The organism is Burkholderia sp. MS389 (genome assembly GCF_016899425.1).
Classification (GTDB): domain Bacteria; phylum Pseudomonadota; class Gammaproteobacteria; order Burkholderiales; family Burkholderiaceae; genus Burkholderia; species Burkholderia sola.
On sequence record NZ_CP045994.1, the window covers coordinates 2,108,821 to 2,135,118 of the forward strand.

Genomic DNA, 26,298 nt, shown 5'->3' on the forward strand with positions numbered 1-26,298 from the left:
GTGCGGCGCCGGACGCCCTGCTCCGGCCGGAAAGCCGGCCGGGCGGACACGCGCCGCCGCACCAAAAAACGTTATTTTGCACTCTTTTGAGCATCTGCCGGCGTCGCCGCACCGATACGCGTCGTTCGCTTGCTCAGGATCTCGATCGCGTCCGGCGCGTTGTAGTGCTTCGCGAACTCGAGCGCGGTGATGCCGAGCTGGTTCTTCACCTGCGGATCGGCGCCCTGGTCGAGCAGCAGCGTGACCGTCGACGCATGGTTGCCGCGCGCGGCCATCATCAGCGGCGTCGTGCCGTTCGGCGATGCGGTGTCGATGTACGCGTCGTGGTCGAGCAGCACCTTGACGACCGCGTCCTGGCCGTTGGTCGCCGCGTAGTGCAGCGGCGCCCAGCCCTTCTTGCTCACTTCCGCGCCCTTGTCGATCAGCAGCTTGACGAGGTTGAGGTCGCCGTTCAGCGACGCGAGCATCAGCGCGTTTTCGCCGGCCTTGTCTTCCTTCTCGAGATCGACGTTCGGCGTCGTGGCGATCGCCGCCGCGACCTTGTCGGACTTCTCGCGTGCGGCGATCACGAGGAGCGGGTCGCCGTTCGGCGCGACCGTGTTCGGGTCGAGCTTGCCGCTCTTGAGCTGCTTGCCGATATCGGCGATGTCGTCGAACTTGACGGCCTTGACGATCGCGTCGAGCGACTCGGCATGCGCGCCGGCGGCGGCGAACAGGCCGCTCGCGACGAATGCGGCGGCAACGAGTGCGCGTTTGGGCAGATGGTTGGTCGGCTTCGTCATTGTTGTGGGCTCCTTCCCTGGGTTGTCGGCTGCGCGCCCGTCGTTAGCGGGCGATCTTGAACAGCCGGAAAAAGTTCTGCGTCGTCGCATCGGCGAGCGCCTCGACGGCGATCCCGCGCTCGGATGCGATAAAGCGTCCGACATGGCTGACGTACGCAGGTTCATTCGGCTTGCCGCGATACGGCACCGGCGCGAGGTACGGCGAGTCGGTCTCGATCAGCAGCCGGTCGAGCGGCACGCGCCGCGCGACGTCCTGCACGTCGGTCGCGTTCTTGAATGTGACGATGCCCGACAGCGAGATGTGGAAGTTCTGCGCGAGCGCCTGCTCGGCGACCGGCCACGGCTCGGTGAAGCAGTGCATCACGCCGCCCGGCACGTCCGCGCGCTCCTCGGCCATGATCCGCAGCGTGTCTTCCGACGACGAACGCGTGTGGATGATCAGCGGCTTCATCGTCGCGGTCGCCGCGCGGATGTGCGTGCGAAAGCGCTCGCGCTGCCATTCCATGTCGGCGATCGAGCGGCCTTCGAGACGATAGTAGTCGAGGCCGGTTTCGCCGATCGCGACGACCTTCGGATGCGCGGCCAGCTCGATGAGCTCCGCGAGCGTCGGCTCGCGCATGTCCTCGTGATCGGGATGCACGCCGACCGACGCGTACACGTTGTCGTGCGCTTCGGCGATCGCGAGCACGTCGGGCAGCGTCTCGAGATCGACCGACACGCACAGCGCGTGCGTGACGTCGTGCTCGCGCATGTTCTCGAGAACGGCCGGCAGGCGGTCGGCCAGGCCCTTGAAATTGATGTGGCAGTGAGAGTCGACGAACATCGTGTTTCCTGAATACGTGAGACGGGCGCTCATGCGCCCGCCGGCATGCGGCACCGGGCGACGTAGGCGGGCCGGCCGGCCACGGTCGCGCCGCCACGTGATCCGTTCATCGTTTCGCAACGCATCGGAAACAATGCCGGATCAACCAAACATTTCCCGATATCCGAGAAACAATTCCTCGAATACGAGCCGCGCGTTGAGCGGATGGTTCTCGGCCGTGCGCTGCCGCGTCACGGCCTTCATGAAGCGCGCGAATGCGTTCGCATCGACCGCTTCCGCGCAGCGCGCCAGGGCGGCCGCGTGCGTCGGGAAGTAGCGCGGCGCGCCGGCCATCCGCTGCGCGAGCAGATCGTACAGCCAGCGCTGCAGCCAGCCGAGCACCAGCGGCACCGGCAGCTTCTGCAGCGCCTCGCCGCACGCGAACGGATCGCAGCCCGCACCGGCGGCCAATTGCCCGAGCGTGTAATCGCGCAGCGGGCGATTCTCGTCGCTCGCGAGCGCCAGCGCGGCGAGCGGCGCGCCGCCGGCCTCGGCGAGCAGCGCGCTGGCGTGGTCGACGCCCTGCGCCGCGAGCCACGCGGCGGCGGCCTCCGGCGCCGGCACGGTCATCGGCCACTGCCGGCAGCGGCTGATGATGGTCGGCAGCAGGCGGTCGATGCGCGCCGACACGAGCAGGAACACGACGCCCGGCGGCGGCTCCTCCAGCGTTTTCAGCAGCGCGTTCGACGCGGCGACATTGAGCGCCTCGGCCGGATACAGCACGACGACACGCGCGCCGCCGCGGTGCGAACCGACCCCGCAGAAGTCGAGCAGCGCGCGCACCTGCTCGATCTTGATTTCCTTGCTCGGCGCCCGCGTCTTCTTGCCGCCTTCGTCCGCGTCGGCCGGCTTCGCGTCGTCGGCCGCACCCGGCGCCTCGCCCGCCAGCGCCTCGGGCAGCACGATCCGGTAGTCCGGATGGTTGCCCTGCGAGAACCAGTTGCAGGCCGCGCAGGCGCCGCACGGCTCGCCGTTCGGCTGCGGCGATTCGCACAGGAAGCCCTGCGCGAGATGCTGCGCGAACTGCAGCTTGCCGATCCCGGCCTGACCGTGCAGCAGCAGCGCATGCGGCCATTGCGCGCGCAGTTGCTGCAGGCGGTCCCAGTCGTCGGTTTGCCACGGATAGATCATGGGTGCGTTCCTTGCGGGTTACAGCGCGGCGAGCACGCGTTCGAGCTGCTGGCGAATCTCGGGAATCGATCGCGTCGCGTCGACGATCGCGAAGCGGTGCGGCGCCTCTTCCGCGCGCCGCAGGTATTCGGCGCGCGTGCGGGCAAAGAACGCGTCGGACTCGCTTTCGAACTTGTCGGGCATGCGCGCGGCGCCGCGACGCTCGCTCGCGACCTGCGGCGCGACGTCGAACAGCACCGTAAGGTCGGGCTGGAAGCCGCCCTGCACCCAGCGCTCGAGCGTCTCGAGCTTGTCGCGCGGCAGCCCGCGGCCGCCGCCCTGGTACGCGAACGTCGCGTCGGTGAAGCGATCCGACACGACCCAGTCGCCGCGCGCGAGCGCCGGCTCGATCACGAGCGCGAGGTGCTCGCGACGCGCGGCGAACATCAGCAGCGCTTCCGTCTCGAGATCCATCGGCTGGTTCAGCAGGATCTCGCGCAGTTTCTCGCCGAGCTGCGTGCCGCCCGGCTCGCGGGTCACGACGACCTGCCGGCCGGCCGCGGCCAGCCGGCCCTGGAGGCGTTCGCAGAACCATTGCAGGTGGGTGGTCTTCCCCGCGCCGTCGATGCCTTCGAACGTGATGAATTTACCGCTCGCCATTATTGACCTCGTATGTATTTATCCACGGCCTTGTTGTGGTCGCCGAGCGTGTCCGAGAACACGCTCGTGCCGTCGCCCTTCGCGACGAAATAGAGCGCGCTCGTCGGGGCCGGATTGATCGCCGCCTGCAGCGCGGCGACACCCGGCAACGCGATCGGCGTGGGCGGCAGCCCGCGTCGGGTGTAGGTATTGTAGGGAGTGTCGGCCTGCAGGTCGCGCTTGCGCAGACGGCCGTCGTACGCGTCGCCGAGCCCGTAGATCACCGACGGATCGGTCTGCAGCGGCATGCCGATGCGCAGCCGGTTCGCGAACACGGCCGCGACGAACGCGCGATCGGCCGCGTGGCCGGTCTCCTTCTCGACGATCGACGCGATCGTCAGCATTTCGTAAGGCGTCTTGTACGGCAGCCCCGGCGTGCGCGCGGCCCAGGCCTCGTCGATGCGCGTCTGCATCAGGTGGTACGCGCGCCGGTAGATGTTCAGGTCGCTCGTGCCCTTGTCGAACAGGTAGGTATCGGGGAAGAACAGCCCCTCGCCGCTGCCGCGCTGCACCGCGCCGTCCGATGCGCCGATCGCGCGCAGCAGCTCGGCGTCGCTCATGCCGGCCGTCGCGTGCGACAGATCCGGGTTCGCGTCGAGTTCCGCGCGCATCCGCTTGAAGGTCCAGCCCTCGATGACCGTCGCGACGTACTCGTTCACGTCGCCGCGCGCGATCTTCTGCAGCACGTCGTAAGGCGTGATGCCGGTCTTGAATTCGTAGTTGCCCGATTTGAGCCGGCTCGACAGCCCGAGCACGCGCGTCATCGCGACGAACGCGAACGGCTCGACCGGCACGCCGCCGTGCTTGAGCTGCAGCGCGACGCTTTTCACGCTGCTGCGCGGCTTGATCGTGACGTCGAGCGATGCCGAGCCCAGCAACAGCGGCCGGGTCGCCCAGTAATACCCGCCGCCCGCGCCGGCAGCGGCCACAACGACGGCCAGCGCCACGATCGTCGCGGCGCATTTCTTCAGTAGGGACATGGAAACGTGACTCAGGTAAGACCCATATAATACTTGCTCGCCTCCGTCAAAGTCAGGGTTGACTGTTCCCTCATTCCATGAGCACACCGTTCGCTTCACCGGCTGCCCAGGCCGCATCTGCCTCGCTCCCCGTTTTCCCCCGCCCGCCTGCCGCCGATTTCGATGCGCCGGGCGCCTGCATGCCGCTGCCGCAGTTCGGCGTGATCGACGTGGCCGGCGACGACGCCGCGACGTTCCTGCACAGCCAGCTCACCAACGACATCGAGCATCTCGATGCCGGCAGCGCGCGGCTGTCCGGGTACTGCTCGCCGAAGGGCCGCCTGCTCGCGTCGTTCCTCACGTGGCGCGCCGGCCACGACGTGCGCCTGCTCGTGTCGAAGGACGTGCAGCCGGCCGTGCAGAAACGGCTGTCGATGTTCGTGCTGCGCGCGAAGGCGAAGCTGACCGACGCGAGCGACACGCTCGCGGTGGCCGGCTTCGCGGGCGACGTGCGCGACGCGCTGTCGGGCATCTTCGATGCGCTGCCCGACGGCGTGCACGTGAAGGTCGACGGCCCGGCCGGCGCGCTGATCCGCGTGCCCGATGCGGCCGGCCGCAAGCGCTATCTGTGGATCGGCCCGCGCGCCGAGGTCGACGCGCGCCTCGCGGCGCTCGCCGGCACGCTGCCCGTCGTGTCGCCCGCCGTGTGGGACTGGCTCGACGTTCGCGCGGGCGAGCCGCGCATCACGCAGCCGGCCGTCGAACAGTTCGTGCCGCAAATGGTCAACTTCGACGTGATCGGTGCCGTTAACTTCAGGAAAGGGTGCTACCCGGGCCAGGAAGTGGTGGCGCGCAGCCAGTACCGCGGCACGATCAAGCGCCGCACCGCGCTCGCGCACGTCGCCGGCGAGACCGATACCGTGCATGCCGGCGTCGAGCTGTTCCACAGCGACGACCCGGGCCAGCCGTGCGGGATGATCGTCAACGCGGCGGCCGCGCCGGCGGGCGGCGTCGACGCGCTCGTCGAGATCAAGCTCGCCGCGCTCGACAGCGGCACGGTGCACCTCGGTTCGGCCGACGGCCCGCCGCTCGCGTTCGACGCGCTGCCGTACGCGTGGCCGACCGAAGCGTGATGCACTGACAACCCGTTCGCGCGCCGGCTCGCGAGTCGCAGCCGGCGCGCGACGTTTCCTGCGAGAGATTCGCCCGATGTGTCTGATTGCCTTCGACTGGCAGCCCGATGCCGCCGCCGGTCCCGTCTTTACCCTCGTCGCCAATCGCGACGAGTTCTTTCGCCGGACCAGCGCGCCGCTCTCGTGGTGGGAGGACGTGCCGGGCGTGCTGGCCGGCCGCGATCTCGAAGCGGGCGGCACGTGGCTCGGCGTCTCGCGCGACGGCCGCTTCGCCGCGCTGACCAACTACCGCGCGCCGTTCGACATCCGCGCGGGCGCGCCGACCCGCGGCAAGCTGGTCTCCGACTTTCTCGGCGGCGCGTCCGTCGCGCCGCTCGACTATCTCGCGCAGCTTGCCGAGCATGCGGCCGTGTACAACGGCTTCAACCTGCTCGTCGGCGACTGGCGCCGACGCGAGCTCGCGTGGTTCTGCAACCGCGCGCCCGAAGGCGAAAGCCGTGTCGCCGCGCCCGTCGCGATCGCGCCGGGCGTGCATGCGCTGTCGAATGCGCGGCTCGATACGCCCTGGCCGAAAGTGGTGCGCAAGCGCGCGGAGCTCGGCACGCTGCTCACCGACAACCCGACGCCGTCGCTCGACGAACTGATCGCGCTGATGCGCGACCCGCACGTCGCGGACGACGACGCGCTGCCGCACACCGGCATTCCGATCGAGCGCGAGCGCGCGCTGTCGGCCGCGTTCATCGAGACGCCCGAATACGGCACGCGCGGCACGACCGCGCTGCGCGTCACGATGAAGGAAGGCGTACGGCTGACGGTCGAGATCAAGGAACGCAGCGACGACGACGGCTCGCACCGCACCGTCCGCCCCGGCGCGTTCGAACGCGCGGTTACGTTCGATATCGACGCGGCGCGGCCGCGCTGAGCGCACACGTGGCGCGCTACGGCGCGCGCGCCATCTCGACGTGCGGCACGCCGGCTTCGACGAACGGCTCGCCGACCGCCGCGAAGCCGTGCCGCAGATAGAACGACACCGCCGAATCCAGCGCGTACAGCCGCACGACGGCTTCGCCGCGGCGGCGCGCGGCGTCCAGCAGCGCATTCAGGACGGCCGACCCGACACCCTGCCCGCGCATGTCGGCCAGTACCGCGACACGGCCGATCGTGCCGGACGGCAGCAGCCGCCCCGTCGCGACCGCACGGCGCAGCCCGGTCGCCGCGTCGGTCCGGTACGCGACCGCATGCAGCGACAGCGGATCGTCGTCGTCGAGTTCCCATTCCGGCGGAATCTGCTGCTCGCGCACGAACACCGCGTCGCGGATCCGCGCGGCGTCGCCGCCCAGCACCGTCCAGTCGCCCGTTTCCACCCCGCCCACGCCGTTCGTCATCGCCATCCTCCCGCGGCGCGCGCGCCTTCCGCGCTCGCCGTCAAACCTCGTCGAATGCAGCCTTCAGCGCCGCGACCGCATCGGCATGCGCGACGCGCACCTCCGGCACGTAGCCGCCCATCTTGAAGAATTCGTGGATCATCCCCGGATAGCAGACCAGCGTGACCGCGTTGCCGGCCGCGCGCAACTTGTCCGCGTACGCGGCGCCCTCGTCGCTCAGCGGATCGTATTCGGCCGTCGCGATCCACGCCGGCGCGACGCCCGCGAACGACGGCGCATCGCGCGTGCCGTCGAGCGGCGCGAAACGCCAGTCGTCGCGATCCGCCCGATCGCGCACGTATTGCGTGAAGAACCACTGGATCGTGTCCTGCGTCAGCAGGTGGCCGCTGGCGAGCCGCGCGTGCGATTCGGTGTCCTGGTCACGCGTCACACCCGGATAGATCAGCAGCTGCAGCGCAAGACGAATGCCCGCGTCGCGCGCGAGCACCGCGCAGACCGTCGCGAGCGTCCCGCCCGCGCTGTCGCCGCCGACCGCCAGCCGCGCGGCGTCGACGCCGAATGCGGCGGCCTCGCGATGCAGCCATTGCAATGCATCGTCGGCATCGTTCACCGCGGTCGGAAATCTGTGTTCGGGCGCGAGCCGGTAGCCGACCGACAGCACCGCGCATTGCGCATCGCGCGCGAACATCCGGCACAGCGCATCGTGCGTGTCGACGCTGCCGACCGTGAAGCCGCCGCCGTGGTAGTACACGAGCGCGGGCAGCGGCTCCGCCAGGCTCGGCGCGACCGGCAGATACAGCCGCGCACCGATCGTGCGGCCGTCGCGCGTCGGCACCACGCATTCCTCCACCGAATGCATCGGCGCCGGCACGACGTCGAGGATCGGCGCGCTCTTCTCGTACGCGGCGCGCGCCTGCTGCGGCGTCTGATGGTGATACGACGGACGTTTCGCGCGCTCGATCATGTCGAGCACCTGGGCGATCTTCGGATTCAGCGGCATCGGAGTGGACGGCGCGGGCGTGGCGCCGTGAACGGACAAGCGTGACATGATGCCACGTGGGGGGCCGGACAGCAGCGGCGCGCCGCGCCGTGTGCCGTTCCGTCCTGCCAAACGAAACGGCCCTGCCGCATCGAAGAGACAGGGCCGCGCGTGGCGAATGCTTACGCGTCGCTCGGCCCGGGATGGGCGTCCGGCGCCGTGCGCGAGCGTTGCCGCTTGATGTCGCGGCCGACCGCGAGCCGCCGCATGTACTTGAACGTACCGAGCGCCTTCGCGACGAAATTGCCGTCGCTGTCGCGCACTTCGCCTTCGCAGTAGGCCATCGTCGTCGAGCGGTGCATCACGCGCCCGTAAGCGCGCAGCTCGCCGCGGCCCGGCTGCATGAAGTTCACCTTCATCTCGACCGTGACGACGCCGACGCCGTCGTCGGTCAGGCTGCGCGCCGCCATCGCGAGCGCGATATCGGCGAGCGTCATCGTCACGCCGCCGTGCGCGATGCTCCACGTGTTCATGTGGCGCTCCTCGAGCGGCAGCACGATCTCGCTCGCACCGTCCTTCGCGAACACGAGCTGCACGCCGAGCAGATCGACGAACGGGCTTTCGATCGACGGGCCTTCCGTCGGGGTTGCCGCGTCGCTCATCGTGCGACGTCGACGATGTAGTCGACGCACTCGCGCGATTCGGCCACCGCGACGACGAATTTCTTCACTTCCTGGTGAACCGGATGCACCTGGTACGCGTCGAGCGCCGCCTTGTCGGTGAAATCGGAGACGAGCACGATGTCGGCGGTCGCGTCGAGGCCAGGTGTCGCCAGGCCGACGTCGATCTGCAGGGTGCCGGGCACGAGGTCGCGGCAGCCTTCGAGCTTTTCCTTCAGCTTCAGCGCGTTCTGTGCACGCGTCGCGCCTTCGGCGGATTCTTTCAACTTCCACATGACAATATGTCTAATCACTTCGTTCGCTCCTGTTCGTGTTGGTTCGCGAATTTGCCGAAAACCCTTTCCGGACGGTCGTCTTTCACCCTTCCACCGTTCGCTTACGTTCGCCGGAAATCGTGTCCAGCCGGAAAAAAAGGGGGTATAAAAGGGGGTATCATTTTGACCATCTAGAGACGATACCCCCTTTTTCACCGTGCCACTTACCGACATCAAGATCCGACAAGCGAAGGCGGTCAACAAGCCTACCAAACTTACCGACGGCAATGGACTGTATCTGTTGGTGAAGCCGTCCGGCTCCAAGCTCTGGCGATACAAGTACAGGATTGCCGGGAAGGAAAACCTCTTCGCGATCGGCGAATATCCCACGATCAGCCTTCAAGACGCACGCGCGGCGCGTGACGATGCCCGCGAACTCGTCAAGAAGGGACTGCACCCATCGCATGCGCGACAAGAAGTACTGTCGGCGCGCATCGACGAAGGCAAAGCAACTTTTCGCTCAGTCAGCGATGAGTGGCTGGAGAAGAAGCGGAAGACCTGGACCGAGCGGCACTTTGGCGAAATTCTCCGCATGCTCGAAGCCGATGCGTACCCGTTCATCGGGAACCGCCCCATGCGTTCTGTTACCGCCCATGACGTGCTTGCTTTGATGCGTCGGGTCGAAGAGCGTGGCTCCCCTTCCGTAGCGATCAAACTACGCCAGTACGTGTCCAATGTGTTCCAGTATGCGGTGATCACACTGCGAGCTGATACAGATCCCGCGTCGGTGCTGCGTGGTTCGGTCCTGAAACCTCCGACAGAGAATGCTCGGGCGTTGACCCGTGAAGAACTGAAGAAGCTTTTTCGCCAGCTTCCCACCTACAAGAGCAGACGGACCGCGATTGCGATTCGATTGCTGATGATGCTGTTTCCACGAACGATCGAGCTTTGCCGGGCGCGATGGGAAGAAATCGACCTGGGAACCGCCGAATGGAGGGTACCCCCGGAAAAAATCAAATCACGACGCCTGCACATCGTTCCCCTCCCCACGCAAGCAGTGACACTGCTGCGCGAGCTGCAGGAAATGTACGGAAATCGCGGGTACATCCTGCCGATTCTGCATAGCAACCGAAAGCGCCCACACATGAGTCGCGCAACGATCAACCGGGCGATCGACTACATGGTTCCGGATAACCCTGAACCGATAACTGGTCATGACTTTCGGGCAACAGCGTCGACCAACCTCCATGAAATGGGATGGAAGGACGAAGTCGTCGAAATGCAGTTGTCGCACAAAGACAAGGACAGGACTCGCTCGACATACAACCATGCCAAGTATTTGCCAGAGCGTCGGGAGATGATGCAAGCGTGGGCGAACTGGCTCGACGACGTCGAGGCGGAGGTAATCTCCAACGCAGGAGGTGCTGCAAGCACGCCACGTCAGTAAGCGATGACGCAGCTGTAGGGCCAATGATCTAGACTAGACCGGACCGTCAAGGACCCTAGTCAACCCGAGTACCTCGCTCCGCTGCTGGTTGCACTGGGTCGAGCACATGCGCGGCAGTGCTTCTGAGCGTCGATCCTATGCGCGCGGTTGCAACGTTACTCGTAGCCTGCGAGACTCCCTTGCCCCTTGGCACAAAATTCCAATTAGAAAGTTGCGCCACAACTTACGCTCCACGGAGAAAAACGACATGACGCAGAAAAAGAAAGAGCCACGCGTTCGACGCTCCAAAGCTGAAATTCAGAACGCACTCCGCTCCCAGCTCGCGCTTCTGGCGAAATCGTGCCGAGAGTTTGACGAAGGTGACCGCGATGAAATTGTGCGGATTGCACAGGCGTTGCGCGTGATCCTGAATTCAAATGGTCGCGACAACGTATCCTTGGTGGCTCAACTCGGCGAAAATCAGGCCCGGTTCATCGACACGGCAGCACGCTTCTCCGAGACAAATCTACTGACTTACGCGGGCTTGATTCGCGTGCGAATCGATGTGTCTCCCGATTCTCAAACCATGCGCCCATTGCCTGTATTCGACAATCAACTCGGACATTCACGGAAACTTGTCCGCTTTGCGGACTGGTGGAATATCTTCCCGGTGATTCGAGACAACACTCGTGAGAAATTCACGCGCCGACAACTAGTTGGTTGGATGGCAAATGAAGACGGCGGAAGTCACGTTGACCCCGGACTCACCGCCGCTTACCATCGTCTGTCCCGCACAAACGCGCTGGGACACGTTCTCAGCATCCCCGGCTCCGATGAGATTCCGCTCCTCGGAGCCGTTGATGCAACCATTCGGCAGATCGCACATGAGGTGCTTCGGACGTTTCAACGCAGGCACCCTGAATGGCTTCACGGTGTCCGCTATGAAATGTATATGACGTCAACACCTCCAGACGAGCCTATCGCAGCGTCTATGCCGTAGTTCAGGGAATGGAATGATAAGCGCAAGGCTTGTCCAGCAAAGGTTCCGCCCCTTGCTGTAGCAAATTTGTAGCACGTGAAAAAGCCCGCTCGCGGCGGGTTTTTGTGCTTTTGGGCGCCGATCCTGCCACTTGGTTGCAAAGCAATTTGCAGTGCCCGATGATGCAGCAGTACCTGTACCTTATCTGACAAGGCCCTGCGCACAAACCCGCCCCCTCGTGCCCGTCCATACGAGTGAAAAAATGACATTAAGTACCCCAGCCACCCCGGACTACCCTCGCGTTATGCAACGTAGTAGCGCTCCCGTGTTTCGAGGAGCGGCTCATGGTGTTCAACTACTTTGCGAGCAATGTCAGAGTGTGCTGGTAGAAGGATACGAACCTAGGCGCCTTATCGCACTTGATATCCAGTGCTTCGCGTGCAGCGGTGTAACCCGCACTCCATCCTGGCCCGACGATGAGGCGCTTCCCACGCCGTTAGTGTCGCTCGGTCGTACCGGACGCTTTAGTGTGACTACTGTCGATCTAACTGCTGGCGCAGCGGTATTTACGTGTGATCAGGAAATTGAACGGGTGCGCGCCCTCACTGGAGCGGCACGACGAGCCGCAAATGGCGACGCGATTTCGTTGAGCAACGATGACTTAGATGCAATGGTAGAAGAGTTAGATCTACTGACCGGACAGTCTTTCAAGCCCGCAATCAAGTCCGTTGAGCGAGCGATCCGCGCTGGAAATCACTATTTTCTCCAGTGTCCTCCTGCATGGGCCGTGGTACACCTCAGAGAACGATTAGCCGCCGGTGAAATCGGAGCCGTCGACGACCAGCATGCAATCGGCTACCTGCAGCTCGCCCGCCACTTTTGCGGCCGATGGAGCCATCATCGCCTCTTTCCGGTTATCGGGAGGTCGCTATGTAATGAATTTCATCACGCGATGACTATGCTGGGCATCGCGAGCCATCTTGATGATCATGGCACGGCGATCGGAATCACTGCCCCAGTCCGCCAAGGACAATCGCCGGATTTGTACGTCAACGTCTCGGCAAGCGATCGCTTGTCCGTAGAAGTGAAGGCGCCCAAAGCACTATTCTGGCCCTCGTTGGCTCCGTCAAAAGAAGAGATTGAAAGATGCATGAGGAAAGAACTTCAGGCAGCTCGTAACCAACTCACCGGCGCTCTTGGAGGTATCGTAGTGATTGGGGGTAGCCATCCCGAGCCTGCCGTAGGTCGCGCTTTCTCTGAATGCATTGAGGAGATCATGGACGGAAAGAGACACGTCTCCTCGCGCATAGCAGCAATAGCCGGTGTTTTTTTCACCAGCGCATTTGACATCGGTACCACGCCTACATCCGCGACATTCCAGCAACAATGCGCCGTCACGGTACGCTTGAATCCAAAATTCGACGGGCCAAACCCGGTGGTCCCCACGGAAAGGCCACGGAACTAGAATCGTGTATGAAAGCTTGCAGTCAACCAACGTTCTTGCTACTGCTCCTAGCGCGAGAAAGTTACTTTGACTCCGCAATCAGCTCGCCGGCAGGATACAGGCGCAACATCGAGCGCGCGGCTTCAACGTCGGATGTTGTGAGCCACTCCTCCCAGTCGTCCGGCCTCAAGATCACGACAGACCGCTTTTCATCGGCCGGTTTGTGCATGCGCGACATCAGCGGATGGCCGTCGGCGTTGACGGTGAGCATCGCCGTCGCATGAACGTCCGATCCGTCCCGGCGGCGCAGCGTTTGCCAGATACCGGCGACGCACATCGTGGGGCGATCGATTACGCTGATGCGCTGCCACACGCACGGACCTAGCAGGCTGTTGAAATTCGGAACGGTGTAAACGGGCGTTGCGAGCGGTGCGTTAGAGATATCGTGTTCATGACCTTGGGCAGATAAGAGCGATGCGCGGAATGGACGAGATGCAGGAACCGCTGTTCACGACGGTGAAGCTGGAAGATTTCGTGCCGGCCGATCACCCGTTGCGGCCGCTCCGGCTGCTGGTCAATCAGGCACTGAAGCGGCTCAACGGGTTGTTCGGCACGATCTACGCGGACAGCGGCCGCGCGTCGATTGCACCGGAGAAGCTGTTGCGTGCGTTGTTGCTGCAGGTGTTCTACTCGGTACGCAGCGAGCGCATGCTGATGGAGCAGATGCGCTACAACCTGCTGTTCCGCTGGTTCGTCGGCTTGGCCATCGAAGACGCCGTGTGGGACCACTCGGTGTTCTCGAAGAACCGGGATCGACTGCTGGAGCACGACGTGGTCGAAGCGTTCTTTACCGAAGTCATGAGCCTGGCCGACAAGCAAGGGCTGCTGTCCAGAGAACACTTCTCGGTCGATGGCACGCTGATCCAGGCTTGGGCCAGCCACAAGAGCTTCCGGCCCAAGGACGGTTCGGACGATCCGCCAGCCGGCGGTGGCCGCAATGTCGACACCGACTGGAAGGGCAAGCGGCGCAGCAACGACACGCATGAATCGAGCACCGATCCGGATGCGCGCCTGTTCCGCAAGGGGCGGCAAAGCGGAGCCATCCTTTGTTATCAGGGGCACATCCTGATGGAGAACCGCTCGGGCTTGGTGGTCGGCGCAGTGGTCAGCCACGCTGATGGTTTCGGCGAACGCGCGAGTGCGTTGCGCCTGCTCGATTGCGTGCCGGGTCGTCACGCCAAGACGCTCGGCGCCGACAAGGGTTACGACATGCGCGACTTTGTGCGGGATTGCCGAGCGCGCAAAGTGACGCCACACGTCGCGCGCAACGACACGCATCAAGGCGGCAGTGCGATCGACGGCCGCACCTCGCGGCACGCCGGTTATGGCATTAGCCAAGTGATTCGCAAACGCATCGAAGAGCACTTCGGCTGGGGCAAGACCGTCGGCAGGATTCGACAGACCGCGTATCGCGGCCTCAAACGGGTCGACCAGCACTTCAAGCTGACGATGCTGGCGAGCAATCTGACTCGAATGGCGCGAATGCTGACGGTGGTGCCGCCGCAAGGAGCGGTGCAATGAGCCGCCCAAGCGCGGCCGTCGTACGGCAACGCGCCGGCTGGATCGCTCGCGAACGGTCCAGCTTCGGCGATTCGTTGGCAACTCGGCAGCCAAGCGCATACGAAATCCTTTTAAACAGTGCCCCAGTCATCAAAGCGAGGCGCTTTTCAACAGCCTGCTAGCACCCATTTGCCATCGTTCCCTTGATAGGCGTCCGGATACGACGGCTCGACGACGTACTTGGCCGGGATGAGGCAGCGGCCCCCGGCTCGCCACGTTGGAGCGAATAGCCGCGACTTCCCGACGTTGTCATCGCGCACGTTCATCAGCGTGCGCATTATGTCCGGCTTCTTGCCGGCCGCCTTTGCCGCTTCAATCCGCTCCTTCTGAATCGCACGCGGCACAAAGCCGAAGCTGGCGAGCAGCGGCTTGAACTGCCCGTCGACGTAGCCGACGATCGGCGCGTCGTAGTCCTGGTAGATCTCGGGCTTCCACGGGGTCCAGCGGTACAGGTCACGGAAGCTGTCGATCTTGAGCTCGCTCAGGCCCGGATCCTCGCCCGGCGCCACGTAATTCGTGCACATCGCCGTCCCCAATTTTCGATCTTGACGGCACCATCTTACCCCGCGCTACACTGTACATCCATACAGCATCACGTCGCATCATGAAACCGCGCTGGGCCTATATCTGGGAGTACACGCACCTCGAATCCGGGGAGCGCCGGCGCACGCACCTCCCTGTGACGCGGGGAGAATTTCAGTCCTACACCGGACAGTTCCCCGATGAATCGGACCCGCGCCCGCTGGAGGAGACGAAGGTCGATCGAAATGTGGTGCCGCTTAGGGAGCCATGCCGCCGCCACGTGCCGATGCCGGACTTCGTCGCCCCGACCGAAGCGGAGCTGCGCGAGCTCTGGCGCACCAACCGCGACCCCGAGGTACGGCGCCTGATCCTCGAGATCGTGGCGCTGCGAAAGTCTCTTGAGAAGGTCATGGACTGGTGGCAGACGACCGAAAGTGCGACGTCGAACCGTGGCGATCTGGACGGTCCGTTTGGGCCGTTTCGAAAGCTATACCACCTGCTGGGAGAAGAGATGCTGCGCGCCGGCATGAAGTGAGGGCGCGGCTATGGCATCCTGAACGTTCGTCGCACTTGGAGATCGACATGCGCACGATTGCGGAAGAATTCAGGGATTCCGACGACGACTGGTTTGGCTTCGCCTCGGCGCAAGACCGGAAGGACGGCCATTCGCTGCGAGCGTACCTGCTGCGTTACCTGGACCGCATTCCGGAACACCATGTCGTCGTGAACGTCGAGCTCGTACTACGCACGGAGTATCCGCCTCGCGGCGTTCGTCCGCCGTACCTCTGCGTCGTCCACTTCGATCCGGGGCACTCGACCGACTTGCCGCTCACATGGAAGCGCAACATCGAGGAACTCAAATTCGATTCCAAAACTACGTACGTCGAATGCGGATACGACATTTTCGACTCGTTCAGCGACGTCAAGATGGACCTGACGGCGCGCGGATTCTACATCGAACCGCTCAACTAGGCTCCAACGGACGATAGGTCCCGGACAAACCCTGCGGTGTCCCGGCGAACGATGCGACGTGTGAGCAGACACCCGCGCGCAAATCCCACTTGTCACCGCTGCCCCAATTCGATTAGCGAACGTAGACAGCCGTGAGGGGCGTCATTGGGCGGTCGTTCCTCGGTTGATGGTAAATTCATACAAAAACCACACCTACGAGAGAACATATGGCCCGAGCCATGATCTGCGTCGGCGACACGACGACGCATGGCGGCCGCGTGCTGGAGGGCAGTGCGACCGCGACCATTGATGGAAAGCCCATTGCCGGCGTCGGGCACAAGGTACTTTGCCCACAGTGCAAGGGGGTCTTTCCGATCCTTGCGACTGGGCGACAATACTCGCACACGTTCGACGGACGAGAAACCGCCGTCGAGGGCATGAAAACCGCGTGCGGAGCGACGCTGATCGCATCGCAGTCGTCAGCGACGTTCGAGGACGTCGGATCAGGAAAAGCGACGACTGGCGGCGCAAGTACCGCCATCGCAGCGACTGCCGCAGCGCTTGCTCCCTCACCGACGCTCTGTCTCGAATGCCTGAAAGCTGCGGCCGAGAATGCCGCGACGATGATCGCGCGCGGGTAGCCCATGACCGGAAATTCGATCGAAGCCTTCTTCTTCAAGCGTCAACAGCAGTTGACCATGCAGGTGCATCTGTACGCCCTCGTCGACGGCCTTCTCTACGCTGATGCGGCCGGCGGTTCATCGCCCCAACGATCGCAGTCGGCCATAGCTGTATTCGATGGCACGCAGGACGCGTCACTCGCAGACGCTGGGCCGTGGCTTTTTGCGTACGAGGCTGCGGCCGGCAATATCCGACGAACTCTCTCCACAATGGCCAGCGGCTCCACCGGCGTGTCGTGGCTGATCAGCGCATATCCGATCGAATCACTCGCTGACGAGCTGCGCGGCCGCCTCGACGTACGCTTGCCCAATGGAAGCACGGCCCTGCTCCGCTTCTACGATGCCCGCATCATGGCCGACATGGCGTCGCTGATGGAATTCACGCAGCGCATGCAGTTCTTCGTGCCGACATTCGACTGGCTCGTCGAAGTGAATGGAAAACTCAGGGGAGTACACCCGCATGCTTGAGCTGACAAGCGAACAGGTCGCCGGCCTCACCCAAATCGACGCGCGCGGATACGTCGAGCGCGTCAGGCAGGATCTCGTCAAAGTCGATCCAAAACTGGCCGACGATAGCACTCTGTCAACGCGTCTATGGAACGCATACGTCGCGGCTCGACAGTTGGGCATTCAGTCCGATGAAAACGTGGCGGCGTTCCTTCGAATCGAGGCATACGCTCCGAAGTTTTACGAAAAGCCGGCCACGCGCGCATGGATGACGCGGCCCGGCCGATCTGCCGACGAACGCTTTCACGACTATTTCCGCGTCATCAAGTGGCGCATCGAACATTCGGAATACGATAGGAGATCAATCGATGGCGGGGTTCGTGGGACCGATAATCGAAGCGGCAGCAGTGGAGCTTGGGCCGCTATTGGCGCGCGCTGGCGCAGCCTTGTTGGGCGGGGCAGCAGTGGCGGGAACGGGGAGTCTGTCGGGTGATACGCCGAGGGACGAAAGCAAGGCGACGCCGGACGTCCGCGCAGTGCCTCGTACTGGTGAAAAATGCCAGCAATGCCCGCCCGAATTAGGCGGTGCGCCGGCCCGGCGCCGTTACCACATGAATCGCGGGCCTCGCGAGTATCAAGGACGCATCACTGGACGGCCGTACAGCGTCGAGGAAGGATGGAGCGAGGAGTGGGCATGGAATGGCACCGACTTTGATGGATTCCAACAACCGGCCTGCCTCCTGCAGGAAGCGAAGGGGGACTATGACCAGTTCTTCGACAGCGAGACGAAGAAGCCCGTCACGTGGTTCAAGGGGTTTTCTAAAATCACGGTGGAAATCGAAGAGCGAGCAATGAAGGTCCATGCCAACCCACCGACCAAACTCCAGTACTATTTTCAGACTCCGCTAACGATGTCCTACTTCCGCACAACTCTCGCAGAAAACGGGATTCCCTACGTTGTCACTGGCTGAATATGAAAATCACCTCCCGCTTCAGAGATCCGCAGCATGACGCATCCGACCTGCCCGTCGTCTTTGAACAGCTCGGATCAGTCGCGCAGGCAATACACGCTCACGCGCCGCAGTTCTCCCAATGGTTCCTGACAGGCGAGTCGAAAGAGGAAGCCCGTCTGTATCCTGCGTTTGAGGACTGGAAGCCGACGGCCGCTGCGCTGGCAGTGTTGCGAACCGAGTTCGAAGGCGCGGAACATCGGCCGCAGATTGTTTCACTGTGGGATGGCGGCGATGACCAACGGACTGGCGCAACATTGACGTATCTCGTCGCAACGAAAGAGCGCCCGAAGAAAATCGAAGCGGACTTCAATGACGAACGACTGCTTTCGGAACAACAAGCCATTGCGATCGTCGAAGCTATTGTCCAGCACACCGCGCCGGCATACGTGACAGTCGAGCCTCAAGGTTACGTCGACAAGCAGGTCTTCGACGACAAGCCCGGCGTCGGTTGGATGCTGTACTTACCGAAGATCATCACGCAACAACAAGTCCCCGAGGCACGCGCCCTGATCCCTGTTCCCGAAGCCGGCAAAAACCAGACCGGTACAATCATCGTCAGCGTGACAGATGCCCCATTCTCGATCGACAACCCCGAGCACATCGAGGTTGCCAATCGCATCGAAATCCGCCTCGTCGATCAGGATCTTCTCCCGACCTACTCGAGTATCTGAGTCAGGTGGGGCAATCGCCCCACCGGCTTCTCTTCCTCTTCAGAACAACCCGACCGGCTGCGCCGCGTCGTCCCAACTGAAAATAATCAGTTCGTTTCGCTCGACGCCCTTGTGACCACCGGCAACCGTATACTGGAGCGGCACCGTCTCGATATGAAAGCCTTCAAACACGCGCCGGATGTCGGGATGGTCGTTCAAGCTGACAATCGCTCGCCCCTTAATTTTTCGAAGACGGTCCGCAATCTTCTCGTATTCCTCAAAGGCAAACTCGACGCCGTAACCGCGTGTTTCGTAGTACGGCGGATCGAGATAAAAAAGCGTGTGCGGACGGTCGTATCGTTCCATGCATTCGCTCCAATGCATCCGCTCGATGTACGCACCCGCGAGGCGTAAGTGCGCGGCTGACAGCTCCTCCTCCAAACGAAGCAGGTTCAACCCGGGCGGCGCAGTCGTCGCGGTACCAAATGTCTGACCGTGCACAATGCCGCCAAAGCAACTTTTCTGCAGGTAGTAGAACCGCGCAGCACGCTGGATATCGGTGAGCGTTTCCGGGACCGTCTGCTTCAGCCACTCGAACACCTGCCGGCTCGTCAACGCCCACTTGAACTGACGTACGAACTCCTCCAGGTGATGCTGCACGACGCGATAGAGGTTGATCAGTTCCCCGTTCACGTCGTTGATAACTTCGACCTTGGCCGGCGGCCGCAGAAAGTACAGCGCAGCCCCACCCGCGAACACTTCGACATAGCAATCGTGCGCCGGGAAACGCGGGATGAGATGGTCTGCAAGACGGCGCTTGCCGCCGATCCAAGGAATAATGGGATTTGCCATTGTGAAAGCCGTTTTTTGAACTTGGTGTAGAATCCGGCCCGCCTACCGGTAGGTAGCAGGGCCTTGGCTGATTCACTGGCGCTATCAGTGGAAAGGCGACCGGGCGAATGCTCCAACATTCCCCCGGCCGCCCTGTTTCTTCAATGCCTCGCTGCCGTCACAGCGTTCGGCGCTCGGCTGGAACCGATGCAATCGCCTTCGGATCGATCGGGCCGCCCGTCACCGTGATGTCGGGCGACACGGCGAACTGCGTAATGCGGTCCGCTTGCTTGTCCGCCCGCGACGAGGATCCGAAGAAGTACTCCTTCGAGCCGATCACCATCGTGATCAGCACACCGAGCAGCGTGTCGAGCGTGCTCTTCACGACGTCGGGCATCTTGATCTCGCCGATCGCCAGATAGAACTCCAGCCCGATCACGACGAACAATGCCACCGTGTACATGTAGGCGAGGTTCCGCGCCGTGTGGTCGTGTTCGGCCGCAGCGTACTGGCGAGCGCTCGCGCGATCGTCGGCCGCGACCTTGTCGGCCTGCACCTGAATGCCCGCCATGCTTTCCGCATGCTCGAAACCGGCCTGCCGCATCTTCAGCTCGAAGTCCGCGTCGGCCTGCCTCAACGCAAGCAGTTGCTCGGGCGTCACCGACTGACCGGCCAGCGCTGCCTTCACGGCGTCCACCGAACCGTCACCGAAGCCAAGCTTGTCCGCGATCGTCGACGCGGCCATCGCCGCGATACCGGGCACACCGCCGGTCAGCGCCGTGACCAGCCACGGCGCAACAGTCTTCAGGATGTCGAGCATCGTCACACCCCCAGTGCGCGGTTGAGCTGCCACCCGTATTCGAATGTCTCGTTCTCCGGCCGGCACTCGGCCAGCTCGATGTAGAACACCGACTGTTGCGCGGCGACCATGCCATACAGCACGCGATGCCCGTCCGCCCCACGTTGCTGCAGGAACGCCTTCAGCGCCGTGATCGTCATCGGGCCGATGCCGCCGTCGACCGAGATATCCGGGAACGTCTTTTCGTTCTGGTTCAGCACGTTCAGCGCCCGCTGCATGAATTTGACGCCGGTCGGCGGCCCCGTGTTCACGCCGATGTCGAACAGCTTTTCCGCGAGCGTCGACGAGATTGCGTCGACCTGGTCGAACTTCGGACGCTGCCAGTACCGCGACTCGTAGATCGCGACGGCCGTCGAGCGCGGCATGTCCTTCATCGGCCCCGTGTATCCATACGCGCGCGCTTCGGCGGCCGTCACACCCCACATGGTTCCTTCGAGCTTCCCGAGATACCAATTGCCGCGATCGTTCGAATCGTTCGAGAACCCGCCTTCGCGCCCGATCAGCGCGTCAATCTTCGCCGTTACGTTCATTGCTTCCCTCCCCGGCTCACCGCCTGTTCCAGTAAATCGATGCGCTGCTGCTGCAGACGATTGAGCGCATCGCCCTCGTTGATGTGCGTGAAGACCCAGACGATCGAACCGACCAGAAACGTCTGCACCACACCGAGACACACACCGAGCACCCACATCGCGCCCGTTGCCTTGTTCTTCATCGCGTCGACCTTGCGATCGACGTCGGCGATCTCGTCGGCCAGCTCGCCGCGAGCACGCTCTTCCGCCCGCGACCGGCTCCACAGCAGTCCGATGTCCTCTCGCGTCGTCTCCGCTCGCACGGCCATCTCTGCGAGTCGCCGGTCGAGATCCGCGAACGGCTGCACCGATCGCTTGATGTCCTCGACACTCGCCGCGACGGCGCGCATCTGCTGCGTCAACGTCGCGATCTGAACGGCCAGCCCCTCCTGCTTTTCATCACCCATCAAACCCCCGCTGAAAATAAAAAAGCCGCCCGGGTTGCCCCGAGGCGGCTGCCAGAAATTGATACGCTCGCGTGTTACTTCGGCGGCGACGGTACGACCAGGTCGACTTTCTTCGTCGGCTTCTTGCGATGGCCGACCTTCGCCTTCCCCTTGTTGCCGGCGTTCAGCTCCACCGACGTCTCCCACCCGTTACCGGCATAGGTATGTCGGACGGAATCGACCAGAAAATCGCCGTCCGCCTCCTGCTTGAAGCCGGAAAGCTTCACGGTCTTCTCGGCCGATATGTCGGTGCGCCCCTTCATGCGCAGCACGCTGCGCGCCGTATGCCGGTTCAGCTTCTCCAGACGAGACTTCGCGCCGGCCTTGGCCGCCTCCGGACTGGCGAACGCATGGCGCTCGGTATGGACAGCGGCGGCTCCCGGCGGTGCGTCTGGATTCGGGATCGTCAGGTCGATCTTCTTCCCCGTTTTCTTGTCGTGCACCTTCGCCCGTACGGCAACGAAGCTGGCGCGGTCAGGAAACGAGATCTCGTAGTCCGTCAGATCGGCCGGCGTCAGGGTGATGGCCGGCAGCGGCTTGCCGCTCGCGCTCTTGCCGCCGCCGATCGGCCCGACGATCAGCTTGCCTGCCTTCACCGTCGCCGTTGCGCCGTACTGCCGCGCGATACGCGTGATGAAATGCAGGTCGCTCTCCCCGAACTGATCGGCACGCGGCACGGCGGCGTCGACCGAGCACGCGGCCACCCATTTGTTGCGCCGAGCGACGTCGCCGACGATGTCGGCCAGCTTCACGTTCGTCCAACTACCGTTGCGCTGCGTCTTCGAGGTCGCTCGCATGTTGGACGGTCGGCCGCGGATGATGATCGTCGCCGGCGGCCCGCGCAGCACGATCTCGTCGACGGCATACTCGCCGAGCATCGACAGCCCCTGCCCCTCCCAACCGAGCGAGATCTTCAACGTCGCGCCTTTCGGCGGGAATCGGACCTTGCCGTCCCGATCGTCCAGCTCGACCTCGCATTCGTCGGCCTCAAGGCCCGGCTTGTCGGTTGTCTGGATCCGCAGTACGCGATCCTGAATCACGCGCGTGATGTCGTCGCCGTTCGCGACGACCTGAAAAATTGCACGCATCGTCCCTCCGTCACGACCAGAGCTGAATCGGTTCGTCGCGCGGCGTGTCGAGATCCGGCATCGTGATCAACACGCCCGACCGGAACGGCTGCGGCTCGCGCGCAAGGCCGGAATTGGCTTCGTACACGGCCTCGACGGTGCCCTTCAACGTCCCGTAATGGGCGTAGCAGAGCGAGTCGAGGATGTCCCCGTCAGAGGTTCGCAAAATCTTCGCCATAGCGGCCAAACTCCAGACTGTAGGTTTGCTTGCGGGGCGCACCGTCCGACATCAGCGCCTCCTGCTCTTCGTCGACGCTGTGCAGATACCAGCGTCCGAGCACGTCGCCCGTGCCGGCCGTCAGTTGCACCGGCTTCAACTTCGCGCCAATCGCGCGCAGCGTTTCCAACTGACGGAAACCGGCACCGAGCGACGGAAACACGACGCCGGACAGCGTGATCGTGTCGCCACCCTGACTCACCGGCTGCTGCGCCTCTTCGCGATTCAAGCGTTCCTGCGACGCGATCTTGAAGCGCGTCGAACGCCGCAGCTTGTCGTACGCCGCCGTCGACAGCCCGAAGTGGAACGCGTCCCCGTCATCCGTTGATAGCGTCAGCAGATGAGGGGTGGAAGACGTCGCGCTATCGAACAGGCCGGAGAGAACCGAACTCAGGCCGGTCGTCTGCGCGAACGACTTCAGCGCGCCCATCGTCTGCTCGCCGACCAACGCGGTGAACTGCGTTTTCGCGTCGCCCAACGCGCCCATGACCGACTGCGCGGCCGACTGGATCAACGGGTGATTGACGCCCCCGATCATCTTCAGCACGCCACTGACGGCCGCACCGGTTGCCGAGAAGCTGCGCATCACCGTACCGATCTGCGGACTCAGGTCACCGGCGACCGACAGCAGGCTCGTTGCCCCGCGCAGCAGGTCGGCGGCCGACGTAAGGTTTCCCATCGCCAACTTCGTCAGCACGTCGACCGTGTTCTGACTCGCGCTCCGGTTCCGATCGAACACGCGCACCACGTGCCGAACACGTTCGGACGCGATGCTCGCTTGCGTTGCCGCCTGCGTCACACTCGAAATGAAGTCCATCCACTCCCCCTTACAGATGCGGCGCGTCGAACATGGCCGACCGGTTGCTCTTGTCCATCGACTCGGTCATCGTTCGCTGAATCAGCGGATTGATGCGCGCGAGCAGCTTGTCCGCGATCTCCGCGTCCGTGCCGCCCTCGACCTTGATGTGGAACACCGGCGCAAACGAGTTTTGCTGCTCGACCTTGAACGGCCGCGACTGCGGCGAGTCCGGGCCGGCCGCCACCTTCGCGGCCGCCTTCGCCGCGTTGCTGTCGCCGTCCTTCGAACCCGTCGCCAACCGCGCCATCGCCCCAAGTAACTTTCCACCGGCGAACGTACCGATCGCACCGCCGACAACACCACCGACCGCCACACCAATCGGCCCGCCGAGCGCCCCGATACCTGCCCCGAGCTTCGCCCCGATCATGCCCCCTGCGAGCGAGCCACCGATGCTCGCGTACCCTTCCGCCTTGCGCTCGGACGGCTGATCGCTGCGTGCAACCGCGTACGCATCCTTGGCTGCGAATGCGATTTTCATGACACTGGCGGCGACGGCCAGTTTTCCCGCGTAAGGCGCGAAACGACCGACGATCGTCCGAAACGCCCCGATGACACGGCCGAGACGACCGCGCGGAACCGGGCCACCACCCGAGCCGCCTCCGGCCAGATCGCCGAGCAGGTCACCTGCGGCCCCAGCAACGCCGCCAAGGCCGCCGCCCGGCAAGTTGACAACGAATACGCGCTGTACGCCCCCGCCAGCGCCACTCAACGCATCGAGCGCCTTACCAACGCGCCCTCCGGCGGCACCGCCCCCGGCCGCTCCACCGCCACCGCGTCGCGCCATCCAACCGCCGCGCAGGATGTCGAGCACACCGCGCCCCATGTTCCACGCGGCACGGGCACCACGAACGGCAATCGCCGTGCCGATGACGCCAACGACCGCCGCCGTCGAACCAGGTGCGGCGTCCGACGCGTGCTGCACCGTTTCGCCCGCCCGCTTCGCGACCTTGCCGGCCAGATCCGTCACCGGCCGCAGCGCATCGCCGATACTGCGCATCGCGTCGTCCCACTGCTGGACGACCTCGCTCCAGATCTGCTTCGATGTCGCACGCCGATCAGCCAGATCCTTCTCGATCTCGCCGTTCGCGTCCGCCGCATTGCGCTTGAGCTTCTGATACAGATCGGCGTTCTGCATGTAGGCCGTCAGCGCGGCCTTGACCTGCATGTCATTGAACAGGTCACCGGTTTTCATCGTGTCCTCGAAGGCCCGCATCTGCGCCTGACGCTTGGCCGGATCCAGCTCGCTGTTCAGTTGCTTCGCCACCGCTGCGAGCTGGGCCGCCTTCTTCGGATCGACACGCTCGATGTACGCCCGAGCGAGAACGAACGACGCCTCCAGCGTCGACCAGCCCTTGCCGATCGCCTCTTTCATCTTCGCTTCGTAGTCGACGCCGGCCTTCTTGTAGTTGCGCTCGGTCTCGCCCGAACCGATCTTCGAGAACCAGTTTTTGAGGTTGTTCGCCGCCTCGTCGGCGTTGCCGGCGGTCTTCATCTGAACCTGCAGCATCGCGCCAAGCTGCGTCACGGAATCCTGCCCCGTGATACCGATCTTCTTCATTTCGGCAAGCAGCACCGGGAACCACCGGGCCATGTCGACGGACTCGAACGAACCATCCTTGCCGAGATACGCGATCGCTTCGAGCGCCTTCATCATCGCCTTGGGATCCGTGATGTTGGCGTTCTGCTGCAGCGCCTGAATCATCTGCGCGGTTTCTACACTCGACGCTCCCTGACCCACCGAGAATTTCGCCACGGCCGGGCCGAAGTTCAGCGCCCGGTCGACGTCCATCCCGGCCGCGACCATCTGGTTGACGGCGTCGGCCAGCTCGTTGCGCCCCATGCCGTTCGACAGCGCGTCACGTCGGATGCGCTCGGACATCGTGCGTTCCTGCTCGGTGCGCGCGATGCCGGCCTTGATGGCGATATCTCGGATGATTGCCTGATACTGCGCGGAGACAGCGGTCGGTACGGCGACGGCCGCACCAAGCTTCACCGCGTCGCCGGCCGCGCTGCGCATGCCTTCGCGGCCGGCGGCCAGACGCTCATGCCCTGCGGCCTTCAGCTCAAGTCCCCGCACTGTCCGGCCGAGCCGGGCGTATGCGCGATCGAGCCGGTCGACCTCGAAGCCCGCATCACGCAACGCACGGACGTTGTTGTCCAGCTTGCGCCGGATTCCGTCAGCCGCGCTGTCGCCGGCAAGATGCAGGCGGCGGAACTCCTCCTGCAGCTTGATCGTCTCGCCGATCTGCCGCTGCCACATGCCGCGCTCGCTCGCAGTCTTGCGCAGCCCGACGATCTTCGAATTCGTATCGGCAAACGCCTTACCGAGCGTTGCCGACACCGCACCGCCGATGACGATGCCAAGTGCAATATCGCGTGCCATGTCAGTCCTCGGTCAATCCGTCAGCCACCACAACAATTCGTCGATCGTCATGTCGTCAACCGACTGCGGCTGCGTTCCGTACTCCCTCATCATCCGCCGGGCCAGCGCCTTCACCGTCTCGATTGGAAGCCGGACGAACGGATCGAAAGGATTCGTATGCACGCTGCATGGCGTCGTAATCGACCATGTCCATTGCTTCGATATCGTCGGGAGCGACTTCGGCCAGCGTCGCGAACAGCACGATTTCGCGCAGCTCGTCGTCGCCCTGCGCCTGCTTGCTCGCGGTACGCATGTCGCGCACCTTCGGGCGACGCATCACCAGCTCGTTGCGCACAACGCCGTCGAACGAGACGGGATACTTCAGCGTGATCTTCACGGTTTCCATTCAGCACCTCTGAAATGACAAAGGGCGGTCAACGGACCGCCCCCTCT

Annotated in this window: 31 protein-coding genes and 2 pseudogenes; 13 read left to right on the plus strand and 20 right to left on the minus strand. The window is 63.8% G+C overall.

Annotated elements, in window-relative coordinates; translation table 11 throughout:
• Window positions 1-71: 71 nt before the first annotated feature.
• The 5 genes from GJG85_RS09710 to mltG form a co-directional block, all read right to left on the minus strand.
• Window positions 72-782, minus strand: a complete 711-nt coding sequence (locus GJG85_RS09710) for an ankyrin repeat domain-containing protein (protein WP_050013254.1) — start codon at window positions 780-782, stop codon at window positions 72-74.
• Window positions 783-825: 43 nt separating this feature from the next.
• On the minus strand, window positions 826-1,605 hold the full coding sequence (locus GJG85_RS09715; RefSeq protein WP_050013255.1) for a TatD family hydrolase: 780 nt from the start codon (window positions 1,603-1,605) through the stop codon (window positions 826-828).
• A gap of 141 nt (window positions 1,606-1,746) precedes the next feature.
• Entirely contained in the window at window positions 1,747-2,775 is a 1,029-nt protein-coding gene (locus GJG85_RS09720; RefSeq protein WP_050013256.1) for a DNA polymerase III subunit delta', read from the minus strand.
• Window positions 2,776-2,793: 18 nt separating this feature from the next.
• Window positions 2,794-3,414: a dTMP kinase gene (gene tmk / locus GJG85_RS09725; protein ID WP_050013257.1), complete on the minus strand. Its 621-nt coding sequence runs from the start codon at window positions 3,412-3,414 to the stop codon at window positions 2,794-2,796.
• A complete protein-coding gene (gene mltG / locus GJG85_RS09730; protein ID WP_050013258.1) occupies window positions 3,414-4,433 on the minus strand; it encodes an endolytic transglycosylase MltG in 1,020 nt (339 codons plus the stop codon). Before mltG ends, tmk begins: the two co-directional genes overlap by 1 nt.
• A gap of 77 nt (window positions 4,434-4,510) precedes the next feature.
• Here mltG and GJG85_RS09735 point away from each other — a divergent pair, with 77 nt between their 5' ends.
• Together GJG85_RS09735 and GJG85_RS09740 are read left to right on the plus strand one after the other, a co-directional pair.
• Window positions 4,511-5,545, plus strand: a complete 1,035-nt coding sequence (locus GJG85_RS09735; protein ID WP_050013259.1) for a folate-binding protein YgfZ — start codon at window positions 4,511-4,513, stop codon at window positions 5,543-5,545.
• Window positions 5,546-5,621: 76 nt separating this feature from the next.
• Window positions 5,622-6,467 carry an NRDE family protein gene (locus GJG85_RS09740; protein WP_050013260.1) on the plus strand — a complete coding sequence of 282 codons (846 nt, stop codon included), beginning with the start codon at window positions 5,622-5,624 and terminating at the stop codon, window positions 6,465-6,467.
• Between the two features lie 16 nt (window positions 6,468-6,483).
• Here GJG85_RS09740 and GJG85_RS09745 read toward each other — a convergent pair whose 3' ends face one another.
• The 4 genes from GJG85_RS09745 to GJG85_RS09760 form a co-directional block, all read right to left on the minus strand.
• Window positions 6,484-6,930, minus strand: a complete 447-nt coding sequence (locus GJG85_RS09745; RefSeq protein ID WP_050013334.1) for a GNAT family N-acetyltransferase — start codon at window positions 6,928-6,930, stop codon at window positions 6,484-6,486.
• Between the two features lie 40 nt (window positions 6,931-6,970).
• The gene (locus GJG85_RS09750) at window positions 6,971-7,930 is read right to left on the minus strand and encodes an alpha/beta hydrolase (RefSeq protein ID WP_050013261.1); all 960 of its coding nucleotides are present in this window, start codon (window positions 7,928-7,930) and stop codon (window positions 6,971-6,973) included.
• Window positions 7,931-8,091: 161 nt separating this feature from the next.
• The gene (locus tag GJG85_RS09755; protein WP_050013262.1) at window positions 8,092-8,571 is read right to left on the minus strand and encodes a PaaI family thioesterase; all 480 of its coding nucleotides are present in this window, start codon (window positions 8,569-8,571) and stop codon (window positions 8,092-8,094) included.
• Entirely contained in the window at window positions 8,568-8,882 is a 315-nt protein-coding gene (locus GJG85_RS09760) for a Dabb family protein (protein ID WP_012328683.1), read from the minus strand. The genes GJG85_RS09755 and GJG85_RS09760 overlap by 4 nt, the downstream gene beginning before the upstream one ends.
• 178 nt (window positions 8,883-9,060) lie before the next feature.
• Here GJG85_RS09760 and GJG85_RS09765 point away from each other — a divergent pair, with 178 nt between their 5' ends.
• From GJG85_RS09765 to GJG85_RS09775, 3 genes are all read left to right on the plus strand, one after another.
• Window positions 9,061-10,290 (plus strand): integrase arm-type DNA-binding domain-containing protein, encoded by a 1,230-nt coding sequence (locus GJG85_RS09765; protein WP_089488509.1) that lies wholly within the window; start codon window positions 9,061-9,063, stop codon window positions 10,288-10,290.
• A 247-nt stretch (window positions 10,291-10,537) separates the two neighbouring features.
• Entirely contained in the window at window positions 10,538-11,269 is a 732-nt protein-coding gene (locus GJG85_RS09770) for a hypothetical protein (protein ID WP_143328874.1), read from the plus strand.
• Between the two features lie 508 nt (window positions 11,270-11,777).
• Entirely contained in the window at window positions 11,778-12,713 is a 936-nt protein-coding gene (locus GJG85_RS09775) for a hypothetical protein (RefSeq protein ID WP_143328875.1), read from the plus strand.
• Between the two features lie 61 nt (window positions 12,714-12,774).
• Here the strand turns inward: GJG85_RS09775 and GJG85_RS09780 are convergent.
• Window positions 12,775-13,026: pseudogene (locus tag GJG85_RS09780) on the minus strand (SOS response-associated peptidase family protein); the annotation flags it as partial.
• A gap of 149 nt (window positions 13,027-13,175) precedes the next feature.
• Between GJG85_RS09780 and GJG85_RS09785 the strand changes: the two are divergent.
• Window positions 13,176-14,273: an IS5-like element ISButh6 family transposase gene (locus GJG85_RS09785; RefSeq protein WP_080334439.1), complete on the plus strand. Its 1,098-nt coding sequence runs from the start codon at window positions 13,176-13,178 to the stop codon at window positions 14,271-14,273.
• Window positions 14,274-14,470: 197 nt separating this feature from the next.
• On the opposite strand, the pseudogene GJG85_RS09790 reads toward GJG85_RS09785, so the two are convergent.
• Window positions 14,471-14,836: pseudogene (locus tag GJG85_RS09790) on the minus strand (DUF159 family protein); the annotation flags it as partial.
• An 80-nt stretch (window positions 14,837-14,916) separates the two neighbouring features.
• Here GJG85_RS09790 and GJG85_RS09795 point away from each other — a divergent pair.
• The 7 genes from GJG85_RS09795 (at window position 14,917) to GJG85_RS09820 (ending at window position 18,596) form a co-directional block, all read left to right on the plus strand.
• Window positions 14,917-15,369, plus strand: coding sequence for a hypothetical protein (locus tag GJG85_RS09795; protein WP_179233133.1), 453 nt, complete (start codon window positions 14,917-14,919; stop codon window positions 15,367-15,369).
• A 47-nt stretch (window positions 15,370-15,416) separates the two neighbouring features.
• Window positions 15,417-15,806, plus strand: coding sequence for a hypothetical protein (locus GJG85_RS09800; protein ID WP_143328876.1), 390 nt, complete (start codon window positions 15,417-15,419; stop codon window positions 15,804-15,806).
• Between the two features lie 206 nt (window positions 15,807-16,012).
• A complete protein-coding gene (locus GJG85_RS09805; RefSeq protein WP_089488513.1) occupies window positions 16,013-16,426 on the plus strand; it encodes a PAAR domain-containing protein in 414 nt (137 codons plus the stop codon).
• Between the two features lie 3 nt (window positions 16,427-16,429).
• Window positions 16,430-16,933, plus strand: coding sequence for a DUF4123 domain-containing protein (locus tag GJG85_RS09810; protein ID WP_089488514.1), 504 nt, complete (start codon window positions 16,430-16,432; stop codon window positions 16,931-16,933).
• A complete protein-coding gene (locus tag GJG85_RS34970; RefSeq protein WP_239468898.1) occupies window positions 16,926-17,405 on the plus strand; it encodes a hypothetical protein in 480 nt (159 codons plus the stop codon). The genes GJG85_RS09810 and GJG85_RS34970 overlap by 8 nt, the downstream gene beginning before the upstream one ends.
• 118 nt (window positions 17,406-17,523) lie before the next feature.
• The gene (locus GJG85_RS35285; protein WP_306427003.1) at window positions 17,524-17,883 is read left to right on the plus strand and encodes a restriction endonuclease fold toxin 5 domain-containing protein; all 360 of its coding nucleotides are present in this window, start codon (window positions 17,524-17,526) and stop codon (window positions 17,881-17,883) included.
• Between the two features lie 2 nt (window positions 17,884-17,885).
• Window positions 17,886-18,596 (plus strand): immunity 52 family protein, encoded by a 711-nt coding sequence (locus GJG85_RS09820; RefSeq protein WP_089488516.1) that lies wholly within the window; start codon window positions 17,886-17,888, stop codon window positions 18,594-18,596.
• A gap of 39 nt (window positions 18,597-18,635) precedes the next feature.
• On the opposite strand, the gene GJG85_RS09825 is transcribed toward GJG85_RS09820, so the two are convergent.
• The 9 genes from GJG85_RS09825 to GJG85_RS09865 form a co-directional block, all read right to left on the minus strand.
• The gene (locus GJG85_RS09825) at window positions 18,636-19,427 is read right to left on the minus strand and encodes a DNA adenine methylase (protein ID WP_089488517.1); all 792 of its coding nucleotides are present in this window, start codon (window positions 19,425-19,427) and stop codon (window positions 18,636-18,638) included.
• Window positions 19,428-19,584: 157 nt separating this feature from the next.
• Window positions 19,585-20,226, minus strand: coding sequence for a hypothetical protein (locus tag GJG85_RS09830; protein WP_239468900.1), 642 nt, complete (start codon window positions 20,224-20,226; stop codon window positions 19,585-19,587).
• 2 nt (window positions 20,227-20,228) lie between these two features.
• Complete coding sequence (locus GJG85_RS09835) at window positions 20,229-20,795, minus strand: glycosyl hydrolase 108 family protein (RefSeq protein ID WP_089488519.1); 567 nt, start codon at window positions 20,793-20,795, stop codon at window positions 20,229-20,231.
• The gene (locus tag GJG85_RS09840; RefSeq protein WP_060157964.1) at window positions 20,792-21,241 is read right to left on the minus strand and encodes a hypothetical protein; all 450 of its coding nucleotides are present in this window, start codon (window positions 21,239-21,241) and stop codon (window positions 20,792-20,794) included. Before GJG85_RS09840 ends, GJG85_RS09835 begins: the two co-directional genes overlap by 4 nt.
• Window positions 21,242-21,315: 74 nt before the next feature.
• Window positions 21,316-22,368, minus strand: a complete 1,053-nt coding sequence (locus GJG85_RS09845) for a contractile injection system protein, VgrG/Pvc8 family (RefSeq protein WP_089488520.1) — start codon at window positions 22,366-22,368, stop codon at window positions 21,316-21,318.
• A gap of 10 nt (window positions 22,369-22,378) precedes the next feature.
• Window positions 22,379-22,585, minus strand: coding sequence for a tail protein X (locus GJG85_RS09850; protein ID WP_059585231.1), 207 nt, complete (start codon window positions 22,583-22,585; stop codon window positions 22,379-22,381).
• Entirely contained in the window at window positions 22,560-23,441 is an 882-nt protein-coding gene (locus GJG85_RS09855) for a phage tail protein (protein ID WP_089488521.1), read from the minus strand. The genes GJG85_RS09850 and GJG85_RS09855 overlap by 26 nt, the downstream gene beginning before the upstream one ends.
• A 10-nt stretch (window positions 23,442-23,451) precedes the next feature.
• Window positions 23,452-25,866, minus strand: coding sequence for a phage tail tape measure protein (locus GJG85_RS09860; protein WP_089488522.1), 2,415 nt, complete (start codon window positions 25,864-25,866; stop codon window positions 23,452-23,454).
• Between the two features lie 55 nt (window positions 25,867-25,921).
• Entirely contained in the window at window positions 25,922-26,251 is a 330-nt protein-coding gene (locus tag GJG85_RS09865; protein ID WP_089488523.1) for a phage tail assembly protein, read from the minus strand.
• Window positions 26,252-26,298 lie beyond the last annotated feature (47 nt).

Coding starts and splice junctions, on each gene's coding strand:
- GJG85_RS09710 (WP_050013254.1), bottom strand. CDS start 782: ATGACGAAGCCGACCAACCATCTGCCCAAACGCGCACTCGTTGCCGCC.
- GJG85_RS09715 (WP_050013255.1), bottom strand. CDS start 1,605: ATGTTCGTCGACTCTCACTGCCACATCAATTTCAAGGGCCTGGCCGAC.
- GJG85_RS09720 (WP_050013256.1), bottom strand. CDS start 2,775: ATGATCTATCCGTGGCAAACCGACGACTGGGACCGCCTGCAGCAACTG.
- tmk (WP_050013257.1), bottom strand. CDS start 3,414: ATGGCGAGCGGTAAATTCATCACGTTCGAAGGCATCGACGGCGCGGGG.
- mltG (WP_050013258.1), bottom strand. CDS start 4,433: ATGTCCCTACTGAAGAAATGCGCCGCGACGATCGTGGCGCTGGCCGTC.
- GJG85_RS09735 (WP_050013259.1), top strand. CDS start 4,511: ATGAGCACACCGTTCGCTTCACCGGCTGCCCAGGCCGCATCTGCCTCG.
- GJG85_RS09740 (WP_050013260.1), top strand. CDS start 5,622: ATGTGTCTGATTGCCTTCGACTGGCAGCCCGATGCCGCCGCCGGTCCC.
- GJG85_RS09745 (WP_050013334.1), bottom strand. CDS start 6,930: ATGACGAACGGCGTGGGCGGGGTGGAAACGGGCGACTGGACGGTGCTG.
- GJG85_RS09750 (WP_050013261.1), bottom strand. CDS start 7,930: ATGCCGCTGAATCCGAAGATCGCCCAGGTGCTCGACATGATCGAGCGC.
- GJG85_RS09755 (WP_050013262.1), bottom strand. CDS start 8,571: ATGAGCGACGCGGCAACCCCGACGGAAGGCCCGTCGATCGAAAGCCCG.
- GJG85_RS09770 (WP_143328874.1), top strand. CDS start 10,538: ATGACGCAGAAAAAGAAAGAGCCACGCGTTCGACGCTCCAAAGCTGAA.
- GJG85_RS09785 (WP_080334439.1), top strand. CDS start 13,176: ATGGACGAGATGCAGGAACCGCTGTTCACGACGGTGAAGCTGGAAGAT.
- GJG85_RS09795 (WP_179233133.1), top strand. CDS start 14,917: ATGAAACCGCGCTGGGCCTATATCTGGGAGTACACGCACCTCGAATCC.
- GJG85_RS09800 (WP_143328876.1), top strand. CDS start 15,417: ATGCGCACGATTGCGGAAGAATTCAGGGATTCCGACGACGACTGGTTT.
- GJG85_RS09805 (WP_089488513.1), top strand. CDS start 16,013: ATGGCCCGAGCCATGATCTGCGTCGGCGACACGACGACGCATGGCGGC.
- GJG85_RS09810 (WP_089488514.1), top strand. CDS start 16,430: ATGACCGGAAATTCGATCGAAGCCTTCTTCTTCAAGCGTCAACAGCAG.
- GJG85_RS34970 (WP_239468898.1), top strand. CDS start 16,926: ATGCTTGAGCTGACAAGCGAACAGGTCGCCGGCCTCACCCAAATCGAC.
- GJG85_RS35285 (WP_306427003.1), top strand. CDS start 17,524: ATGAATCGCGGGCCTCGCGAGTATCAAGGACGCATCACTGGACGGCCG.
- GJG85_RS09820 (WP_089488516.1), top strand. CDS start 17,886: ATGAAAATCACCTCCCGCTTCAGAGATCCGCAGCATGACGCATCCGAC.
- GJG85_RS09825 (WP_089488517.1), bottom strand. CDS start 19,427: ATGGCAAATCCCATTATTCCTTGGATCGGCGGCAAGCGCCGTCTTGCA.
- GJG85_RS09830 (WP_239468900.1), bottom strand. CDS start 20,226: ATGCTCGACATCCTGAAGACTGTTGCGCCGTGGCTGGTCACGGCGCTG.
- GJG85_RS09835 (WP_089488519.1), bottom strand. CDS start 20,795: ATGAACGTAACGGCGAAGATTGACGCGCTGATCGGGCGCGAAGGCGGG.
- GJG85_RS09840 (WP_060157964.1), bottom strand. CDS start 21,241: ATGGGTGATGAAAAGCAGGAGGGGCTGGCCGTTCAGATCGCGACGTTG.
- GJG85_RS09845 (WP_089488520.1), bottom strand. CDS start 22,368: ATGCGTGCAATTTTTCAGGTCGTCGCGAACGGCGACGACATCACGCGC.
- GJG85_RS09850 (WP_059585231.1), bottom strand. CDS start 22,585: ATGGCGAAGATTTTGCGAACCTCTGACGGGGACATCCTCGACTCGCTC.
- GJG85_RS09855 (WP_089488521.1), bottom strand. CDS start 23,441: ATGGACTTCATTTCGAGTGTGACGCAGGCGGCAACGCAAGCGAGCATC.
- GJG85_RS09860 (WP_089488522.1), bottom strand. CDS start 25,866: ATGGCACGCGATATTGCACTTGGCATCGTCATCGGCGGTGCGGTGTCG.
- GJG85_RS09865 (WP_089488523.1), bottom strand. CDS start 26,251: ATGGAAACCGTGAAGATCACGCTGAAGTATCCCGTCTCGTTCGACGGC.